This is a genomic window from uncultured Cellulomonas sp., assembly GCF_963527515.1.
GTDB lineage: Bacteria > Actinomycetota > Actinomycetes > Actinomycetales > Cellulomonadaceae > Cellulomonas.
In genome coordinates this window covers 1-8,792 of record NZ_CAURTV010000126.1, presented here as the reverse complement: position 1 = coordinate 8,792, position 8,792 = coordinate 1, and the positions used below count along the sequence as shown (strand labels likewise).

The 8,792-nt window shown below is 73.6% G+C and carries 10 protein-coding genes; 6 read left to right on the top strand and 4 right to left on the bottom strand.

The annotated features are described in order from the left end of the window. On the top strand, positions 1-1,020 hold a 1,020-nt coding region (locus RYN42_RS18260), incomplete at its 5' end, for a phosphatase domain-containing protein (protein WP_315098423.1). Here RYN42_RS18260 and RYN42_RS18255 read toward each other — a convergent pair. Then, entirely contained in the window at positions 1,017-1,223 is a 207-nt protein-coding gene (locus tag RYN42_RS18255; protein ID WP_315098420.1) for a hypothetical protein, read from the bottom strand. The genes RYN42_RS18260 and RYN42_RS18255 overlap by 4 nt on opposite strands. 209 nt (positions 1,224-1,432) lie before the next feature. On the opposite strand from RYN42_RS18255, the gene RYN42_RS18250 reads away from it, so the two are divergent. The 3 genes from RYN42_RS18250 (at position 1,433) to RYN42_RS18240 (ending at position 6,116) form a co-directional block, all read left to right on the top strand. After that, a complete protein-coding gene (locus tag RYN42_RS18250) occupies positions 1,433-4,180 on the top strand; it encodes a cellulose binding domain-containing protein (RefSeq protein ID WP_315098417.1) in 2,748 nt (915 codons plus the stop codon). Positions 4,181-4,344: 164 nt separating this feature from the next. Then, positions 4,345-5,829 carry a malate dehydrogenase (quinone) gene (gene mqo, locus RYN42_RS18245; protein ID WP_315098414.1) on the top strand — a complete coding sequence of 495 codons (1,485 nt, stop codon included), beginning with the start codon at positions 4,345-4,347 and terminating at the stop codon, positions 5,827-5,829. Between the two features lie 23 nt (positions 5,830-5,852). Next, positions 5,853-6,116 (top strand): hypothetical protein, encoded by a 264-nt coding sequence (locus tag RYN42_RS18240; RefSeq protein ID WP_315098411.1) that lies wholly within the window; start codon positions 5,853-5,855, stop codon positions 6,114-6,116. Here the strand turns inward: RYN42_RS18240 and RYN42_RS18235 are convergent. The 3 genes from RYN42_RS18235 to RYN42_RS18225 are packed head-to-tail and all read right to left on the bottom strand — an operon-like array spanning position 6,113 to position 7,525. Next, entirely contained in the window at positions 6,113-6,445 is a 333-nt protein-coding gene (locus RYN42_RS18235; RefSeq protein WP_315098408.1) for a DUF2277 domain-containing protein, read from the bottom strand. The two genes, RYN42_RS18240 and RYN42_RS18235, sit on opposite strands and share 4 nt — an antisense overlap. A 10-nt stretch (positions 6,446-6,455) precedes the next feature. Continuing rightward, on the bottom strand, positions 6,456-7,052 hold the full coding sequence (locus RYN42_RS18230; RefSeq protein ID WP_315098405.1) for a methylated-DNA--[protein]-cysteine S-methyltransferase: 597 nt from the start codon (positions 7,050-7,052) through the stop codon (positions 6,456-6,458). Further along, positions 7,049-7,525 (bottom strand): RNA polymerase sigma factor, encoded by a 477-nt coding sequence (locus RYN42_RS18225; RefSeq protein WP_315098402.1) that lies wholly within the window; start codon positions 7,523-7,525, stop codon positions 7,049-7,051. Before RYN42_RS18225 ends, RYN42_RS18230 begins: the two co-directional genes overlap by 4 nt. A gap of 62 nt (positions 7,526-7,587) precedes the next feature. Here RYN42_RS18225 and RYN42_RS18220 point away from each other — a divergent pair, with 62 nt between their 5' ends. Beyond that, entirely contained in the window at positions 7,588-8,571 is a 984-nt protein-coding gene (locus RYN42_RS18220) for a pirin family protein (protein ID WP_315098400.1), read from the top strand. Beyond that, the coding region (locus RYN42_RS18215; RefSeq protein WP_315098397.1) for a YbaK/EbsC family protein at positions 8,568-8,792 on the top strand (225 nt) is incomplete at its 3' end. The genes RYN42_RS18220 and RYN42_RS18215, both read left to right, overlap by 4 nt.

Below are 8,792 nucleotides of genomic sequence, written 5' to 3'. Positions count from 1 at the left end.
CCCCCGCGGCGGCGGCGCGGCGGGCCCGGGCGGAGCGCGCCGCACGCCGGCAACGGCTCCACGGGCGGGGTCCGTGTGCTCGCCCGGACCCTGCTCGCGGCGCCGCACGTCCGGGACGCCGACCTGCCTGGCGCCGGGGGTGCCGCGCAGGCGGGGACGCGCTCGGCGACCGCGCTGCGCGGCTGGCGCAGCTTCGCGACCGCGCAGGTCTCCGGCGCCGAGCTCGAGGTGCAGGTGGGCGACCGGACGCACCGCGTGCAGACCGACCGCGGCGGCTACGTGGACACCATCCTCGAGTCGGACCTGGCGCCGGGGTGGCACGAGGTGCGACTCACCACGAGCGACGGTGCCACCGCGACGGCACCGGTGCACGTGATCGGGCCGGACGTGCGCCTGGGCATCGTCAGCGACATCGACGACACCGTCATGGTGACGCGGCTGCCCCGCCCCTTCGTCGCGGCGTGGAACGTGTTCATGCGGCACGAGAGCGCCCGGGAGGCCGTCCCGGGGATGGCGCGGCTGTACGCGGAGCTGCGCGCCGGCGACCAGGACGTGCCGGTGGTCTACCTGTCGACCGGGGCGTGGAACGCGGCGCCCACGCTGGCGCGCTTCCTGCGCCGGCACCGCTATCCCGCCGGCCCCCTGCTGCTCACCGACTGGGGTCCCACCAACGCCGGCTGGTTCCGCAGCGGGCCGGCCCACAAGGTGGCACAGCTGCGCCGGCTCTTCGCCGAGCTGCCGGACGTGCAGTGGGTGCTGGTCGGGGACGACGGCCAGCGCGACCCCCAGATCTACGCCGGTGCCGCCCAGCACTTCCCGGAGCGCGTCCGGGCCATCCTGATCCGGCAGCTGACGTTCGGCGAGCACGTCCTCGCGCACGGCGTGCCCGTCCCGACGACCGACCAGGTGCGTGCCGAGGAGCAGGCAGCCCGGCGCCCCGACGGCATCCCGGTGCTCCAGGGCGAGGACGGCCGCGCGCTGCTGCGGCGCGTCCGCGAGCAGCGCCTGGATCTCTCCTAGAGGCGCTCGGGGTCGTCCCAGTCGTCGCTGCTGGCGATGGCCTCGTCGTCGGCCTCCAGCTCGACGGCGAGCAGCGAGCGAGGCGCCCGGGCGGGGTCTCCGCCGGAGCGTGCGTCCGCGGCGTCGAGCTCGGCCTCCGCGCGGGCGGGGTCGGCCAGGTGCTCGGCGGAGGGGTCGGACGTCAGGTCGCGCTCGCGGCTCATGCTCTGGTTCTACCCCGCGCGGCGCGTCGGCGCACGCCCTGGTCGCGGGGCGTCGCCGACGCTGCGAAACGATTAGCCCCCTGCTGCTCTCTCGAAGCGCTTCGATACGTTCGCCGCGGTCGTCGCCCAGCGCCGGTCACCAGGGCCCCGGCAACGCCGCCGGCGCCCTCCTCACGGCCTTCACCGGCTCCAAGAAGGAGTTGCTGCGGATGTCCGCCTCCTCGCTCGTACCCCGCACGCCGGCCCGGCTCGCAGCGATCGCCGCCGCCGGTGCCCTCGTCGCCGGCGCGCTCGTCGCCGTCGCCGGCCAGCAGACCGCCCACGCAGCCGACTCCCCCTACTCGTGGAGCAACGTCGAGATCGTCGGAGGCGGGTTCGTCCCCGGCATCGTCTACAACCAGTCGGAGAAGGGCCTCGTCTACGCCCGCACCGACATCGGCGGCGCCTACCGCCTCGACCAGAGCACGAAGCGCTGGATCCCCCTGCTCGACCACGTCGGCTGGGACGACTGGGGCCACAACGGTGTCCTCTCGCTGGCCACCGACCCGGTCAACCCGAACAGGGTCTACGCCGCGGTCGGGATGTACACCAACAGCTGGGACCCCAACAACGGCGCGATCCTGCGCTCGGCGGACCGCGGCGCCACCTGGGCGAAGACCACCCTGCCGTTCAAGGTCGGCGGCAACATGCCCGGCCGCGGGATGGGCGAGCGCCTGCAGATCGACCCCAACGACAACCGGGTCCTGTATTTCGGCACCGAGGGCGGCAACGGCCTGTGGCGGAGCACCGACTCGGGCGTGAGCTGGGCCAAGGTGTCCAGCTTCACCAACGTGGGCAGCTACGCGCAGGACCCCAGCGACCCCAACGGGTACCTCACCACCAACCAGGGCGTCGTGTGGGTGACGTTCGACCCCACCAGCGGCACCAAGGGGTCACCTACCAGAACCATCTACGTCGGCGTCGCCGACAAGGAGAACACCGTCTACCGGTCCACCGACGCGGGCGCCACCTGGTCGCGGATCGCCGGTCAGCCCACCGGGTTCATCGCGCACAAGGGGGTGTTCGACTCCGTCGGCAAGCAGCTGTACCTCGCGACGAGCGACACCGGCGGACCGTACGACGGCGGCCACGGCGACCTCTGGCGGCTCGACGCCGCCACGGGCGCCTGGACGCAGATCAGCCCGGTCCCGTCCTCGAGCACGGACAACTACTTCGGCTACAGCGGCTTGACCATCGACCGCCAGGACCCGGACACGATCATGGCCGTCACGCAGATCTCGTGGTTCCCGGACATCCAGGTGTTCCGCTCCACCGACCGCGGCGCCACCTGGTCGCGGATCTGGGACTGGAACGGCTACCCGGACCGCACCCTGCGCTACACGCTCGACATCGCAGGCTCGGGGTGGCTCACCTTCGGCAAGCAGCCGGCCCCGCCGGAGCCCAGCCCGAAGCTCGGCTGGATGACCGAGTCGTTCGAGATCGACCCGTTCGACTCCGGCTCGTTCCTGTACGGCACCGGCGCCACCATCTACGGCGGCTCCAACCTGACCGCGTGGGACACCGGCGGCAAGGTGAACATCTCCGTGAAGGCCCAGGGCCTCGAGGAGACGGCCGTGCTGGACCTGGCGGCCCCTCCGGGCGCCACGCAGCTGGTCTCCGGTCTGGGTGACATCGGCGGCTTCGTGCACGCCGACATCACGAAGGCACCGTCCGCCTACTCGGCGACCGCTCCGTTCATGGGCTCCGTGAACGGCACCGACTTCGCCGAGAAGACGCCGGCCACGATGGTCCGCGTCGGCTCCGGGGACGCCGGGACCTCGCACATCTCCGTCTCGACCTCGGGCGGCGGCTCCTGGTGGGCCGGTCAGGAGCCGGGCGGGGTGACGGGCGGCGGCACCGTGGCCATGAGCGCCGACGGCAGCCGGATCGTGTGGAGCGCCGACGGGGCGGGCGTGCACACGTCGTCAACCCTCGGCTCCAGCTGGACGAGGTCGACCGGTCCTGCGACCGGTGCGCGCGTCGAGTCCGACCGCGTCAACCCGCTGAGGTTCTACGCGTTCTCCGGCGGCACCTTCTGGACCTCGACCGACGGCGGCGCGACGTTCACCGCGTCGGCCGCGACCGGCCTGCCCACGGCGGGCAACGTGCGGTTCGCCGCGGTGCCGGGGCGCGAGGGCGACGTCTGGCTCACCGGAGGCACCACCACCGGCGCCTACGGGATGTGGCACTCCACCAACTCGGGCGCGACGTTCACCAAGGTCGCCGCGGTCGACCAGGGCGACGCCATCGGGTTCGGCAAGGCCGCGCCCGGCACCAGCTACCCGGCCATCTACACGTCGTCGAAGATCAACGGCGTCCGCGGCATCTTCCGCTCGATCGACGCCGGCGCCAGCTGGGTGCGCCTCAACGACGACCGGCACCAGTGGGGCTGGACCGGGTCGGTCGTCATCGGCGACCCGGACGTGTACGGGCGGGTCTACGTGGGCACCAACGGTCGGGGCATCGTCGTCGGCAACCTGACGGGCACGGACCCGACCCCGACGGCCACTCCGACACCGACCACGCCGACACCGACACCGACACCGACGGTCACGGCCACACCCACCCCCACACCCACACCGACACCGACTGTGCAGCCGGGCGCGTGCTCGGTGCGCTACACGACGTCGGACTGGAACACCGGCTTCACCGCGTCGGTGCGGATCACCAACGGGAGCGCGACGCCCCTGAGCGGTTGGTCGCTCGGCTTCACGTTCCCCGCGGGCCAGCAGGTCACCAACCTGTGGTCGGGGGCGTACACCCAGACCGGAGCCGCGGTGACGGTGACCAACGCCCCCTGGAACGGGACGGTCCCGGCCGGCGGCAGCGTGGAGCTGGGCTTCAACGGGTCCCACACGGGGACCAACCCGAAGCCCGCCGCCTTCACGCTGAACGGCAGCACCTGCGCCGCCGGATGAGCCGCGGTGCGGTCGGCGGGTGACACGGACCCGCCGACCGCACCGCACCGGCCCGGCCTGCCGCACCGACCCCGCGGCAGGTCGGGCCTTCCGTCCCTTGACGTAAGGAACATCACACGCTCACGGTCGAGGGGGTATCTCGACGTCAACATACGATCGCACGCGTGCCAGAACGCGAAGAGACCGTTGACGTCGTCCTCGTCGGGGGCGGGATCATGAGCGCGACCCTCGCCGCGCTGATCACCACCCTGGAGCCCGGCTGGACGGTCGAGATCCACGAGCGCCGCGCCGAGCCGGCGCAGGAGAGCTCGAACGCCTGGAACAACCCCGGGACGGGTCACGCGGCGCTGTGCGAGCTGAACTACACGCCGGAGCGGCCGGACGGCACGATCGACATCGGCAAGGCCGTGACGATCAACGAGCAGTTCGAGCTGTCCCGCGAGCTCTGGCACCACCTGGCGACGCACGACCGGCTGCCCGGCGGCGACGGGTTCCTCTCGTCGACCCCGCACATGACGTTCGTGCGCGGCGCGGACGACGCCGACTACCTGCGCCGCCGCTACGACGCGCTGCGGACCCACCCGCTGTTCTCGGACCTGGAGTTCAGCACCGACCCCGCGCAGATCGGGCAGTGGGCACCCCTGCTGGTGGACGACCGCGACCCCGACGAGCCGATCGCCGCCACCCGCGCCGCGGCCGGCACCGACGTCGACTTCGGACGACTGACCCGCGCGATGATCGCCGACGCCGTGGACCGAGGGGCGCGCCTGCACCTCGAGAGCGAGATCACGCGCCTGCGGCAGAAGAAGGACGGCACCTGGTCGGTGCGCGTCGCCGACCGCCGCTGGAACGGCCATCGGCGCAGCCGCACGGTCCGGGCGCGGTTCGTCTTCGTCGGTGCGGGCGGCGGCGCGCTCCCCCTACTGCAGAGCTCCGGCATCCCCGAGGCCAAGGGCTTCGGCGGGTTCCCGATCAGCGGTCAGTTCCTCAAGACGACCAACCCCGAGCTCGTCGCCCGGCACCGGGCCAAGGTCTACGGCAAGGCAGACATCGGTGCTCCCCCGATGTCCGTGCCGCACCTCGACACCCGCGTGGTCGACGGCGGCACCGCGCTGCTGTTCGGCCCGTACGCGGGCTGGAGCATGAAGTTCCTCAGGCACGGGTCCTGGACCGACCTCCTGCGGTCGATCCGACCGGGCAACCTTGTGCCGATGCTCGCCGTGGGCCTGCGCAACCTCGACCTGCTGACGTACCTCGTCGGCGAGGTCACGGCGACGCCGACGGACCGCCTGCGCACCCTGCGCGCCTTCGTGCCCACGGCGCACCCGCGCGACTGGGAGCTCGTCTCGGCGGGCCAGCGCGTCCAGGTGATCAAGAAGGACGAGGCCCTGGGCGGCGTGCTGGAGTTCGGCACCGAGCTGGTGACCGCGGCGGACGGCACCATCGCCGGGCTCCTGGGCGCCTCGCCGGGTGCCTCGACGGCCGTCGCCACCATGCTCGACCTGCTGGAGCGCTGCTTCCCCGACCGCATCGACGGCTGGCAGCCACGGCTGCGCGCGATGATGCCGAGCCTGGGCGGCGGCGAGTGGGACGAGTCGTTCGAGCTGGACCAGCTGGTCGAGGACGAGCAGATCCGGTCGGAGCACTGACCGTCCTGCACCAGGATGGGGTCATGGACAACCCCGTCGAGGCCGTCAGCGCGGAGATGCGCCACGCCAAGGTCCGTGCCGCCACCGAGCACACGACCGTCGGGCAGGTCACCACGACCGAGGACGGACGCGTGACCATCGAGTGCGCCTGCGGCATGCAGCTCACCAACGGGCCCACCTGGTCGCTCGACGAGCACATCCGCCTGCACCGGGCGGAGGCCCGGTTCCTCGCGCTCGCCGCCGTCGCCCCGCAGGGCATCCCCCGCCTGGTGCGCTGGCCCCTCTAGACCCGGGCGTGCTCGTGCTCGTGCTCGTGGGGCAGCCCCAGCTCGTGCGCGCGCTCGTGGGCCTCCCGTGCCGCGATCCGCGCCTGGACCTCCGCACGGCGCAGCGGCGGCACGGTGGTGGGCGGCTGGCGCCGCTGCGGGAGCTCGTCGAGCAGGCGGGCGGTGATCGCGGCCACCTCCCGGACGGCGGCCTCGAACGGCTCGCGTGTGGCGTCGCTGAGCGACTGGACGCCCGTGACCTTGCGCACGTACTGCCGCGCAGCGGCCTCGATCTCCTCCGAGGTGGCCGCCGGCTCGAGCCCTCGGAGCGTGGTGATGTTCCGGCACATGGCTCCGACGCTACGCCGCGTCCACGCGGCGCGTCTCGAGGTCCAGCAGCGTGAGCTTGGCCGCCGGCCCGCCGGCGTACTGCCCGGGCGACCCGTCGGAGCGCACCACGCGGTGGCACGGCAGCACGACCGGCAGCGGGTTGAGGGCGCACGCCGTGCCGACGGCGCGGACCGCGCGTGGGCTGCCCGCCAGGCTCGCCACCTGCGCGTAGCTCGCCGTGCGGCCGTAGGCGATGTCGGGCAGGTGCAGCACGACGTCGCGCCGGAAGCCGCGCAGCAGCTGCAGGTCGAGCGGCACGTCGAACGTCGTGCGGCGGCCGGCGAAGTACTCCTCGAGCTCCCGGGCCACGTGGTCGAGCCGCCCGGGCGCCTCGAGGATCCGCGGGCTGACGGTCGCAGCCAGCGTGGTGAGCACGGCGTCGTGGTCCTGCACCCCGAAGGCGACGCGGACCAGCCCGGCCGGCGTGCGCGCGAGCAGGAGCGGGCCGACCGGGCTGTCCACGGTCCGGTAGGCGACGTCGAGCAGCCCCTCCGCCGCAGCGCGGGCGGCGAGCCGCTCGTGCAGCCGACGGAGGTCGTCCTCGGCCACGTTCGGTGCGTAGGTCATGACTCCTCCTGGTCGATGGCGGGATAGGTGCGGCGCAGGGTCGCGACGCCGTCCGAGGCGGCCCGCCGTGCCGCGGCCGCGGTGCCGCCGACCAGCGCGGCGACGTCGTCGTACGGGAGGCCGCCGAGGTGGTGGTAGGCGACGACCTGGCGCTGCTTGGTGGGCAGCGCGGCCAGCGCCGCCCACAGGTCGAGGTCGCGGGTCCGGGGCGCGACGGCACGGTCGGGCACGTCGGCGACGGGCACGGCGTGCCGGGCGGCCCGGCGGACCGCGTCGATCGCCTTGCGGTGCGCGATGGTCACCAGCCACGCCTCGACGTTGGCGTCGGGAGGCAGGTCGGGATACGCCCGCAGCGCGGCGAGGAACGTCTCCGACCAGGCGTCGTCGGCGTCGACGGGGCCCACCACCGCGCGGCACACGCGCAGCACGGTGGGGCCATGGGCGACGACCACCCGCTCGAACGGTTCCTTCACGCTCACAGTGTGCAGACGCGCGAGGTACCCCGTGTGTGAGGTCCGCCTCCTAGATTGGGCGCATGACCAACCTCGAGGTGCGGCCGGTGCCCGAGCTGAGCGACCTCGCACCCACGCACGGCCCGGTGACGGAGCTGCACGAGGCCCGCGACGTCCCGCTCGGTGGCGTCCGGGCGATGCGCGTCCGTCGCACGCTCCCCCAGCGCACCCTGCCGATGGTCGGCGCGTGGTGCTTCCTCGACGAGTTCGGCCCGCAGCACGTCGACATGCGGGTGCTCCCTCATCCGCACACCGGGCTGCAGACGGTCACCTGGCCCGTCGTCGGGCAGATCCTGCACCGCGACAGCGTCGGCTCCGACGTGGTCGTGCGCCCCGGGCAGCTCAACCTCATGACGGCCGGGCGCGGGGTGTCGCACTCCGAGTTCTCCGTCGGTGCCGCGCCGATGCTGCACGGCGTCCAGCTCTGGGCAGCGCTGCCGGACGGGGTTGCCGAGGGTGCGGCGGGGTTCGAGCAGGTGGTGGACCTGCCGGTGTGGGAGTCGCCCCGGGCGCGCGCCACGGTGCTCGTCGGCAGCCTCGACGGGACCAGGTCGCCGGCCCACGTGCACACCCCGCTGCTGGGCGCTCAGATCGAGGTGGACCCGGGCGCCGACGTCGAGATCCCCCTGGTGCGTGAGCTCGAGCACGCGGTGCTCCTGCTGGGTGGGACCGCGGAGGTCGCCGGGACGCCGCACACCACCAGCGGGCTGCTGCACCTCGGCGACGGCCGCGATCACGTGCGCGTGCGGTCGCGCGACGGTGCCCGCCTCCTGCTGCTGGGGGGCGCCCCGTTCGAGCACGACCTGGTCATGTGGTGGAACTTCGTCGGCCGCACGCACGCCGACGTCGCGCAGGCGCGCGCCGACTGGGAGTCGGTCGACCGGCGCACCGAGCGCTTCGGCGTCGTCGCAGGCCACGACGGAGCGCGGATCCCTGCCCCCGACCTCCCGAACCTCCGCCTGCGGCCGCGCCGACGGCTCCCCCGCACCCCCGAGGAGCACGCATGACCGACCTGTCCCACCTGCCCGCCCGGTCGCGGGTGGTCGCCGCCGCACTCCGGGCCGCGGGCGTCCGCGGTGACGTCGTCGAGCTGCCCGACTCCGCGCGCACCGCGGCCGAGGCGGCGGCAGCGCTGGGTGTCGAGGTGGGCGCGATCGCCAACAGCCTCGTCTTCCGCGCCGACGACGCGCCGCTGCTGGTCCTCACCAGCGGCCGGCACCGGGTGGAC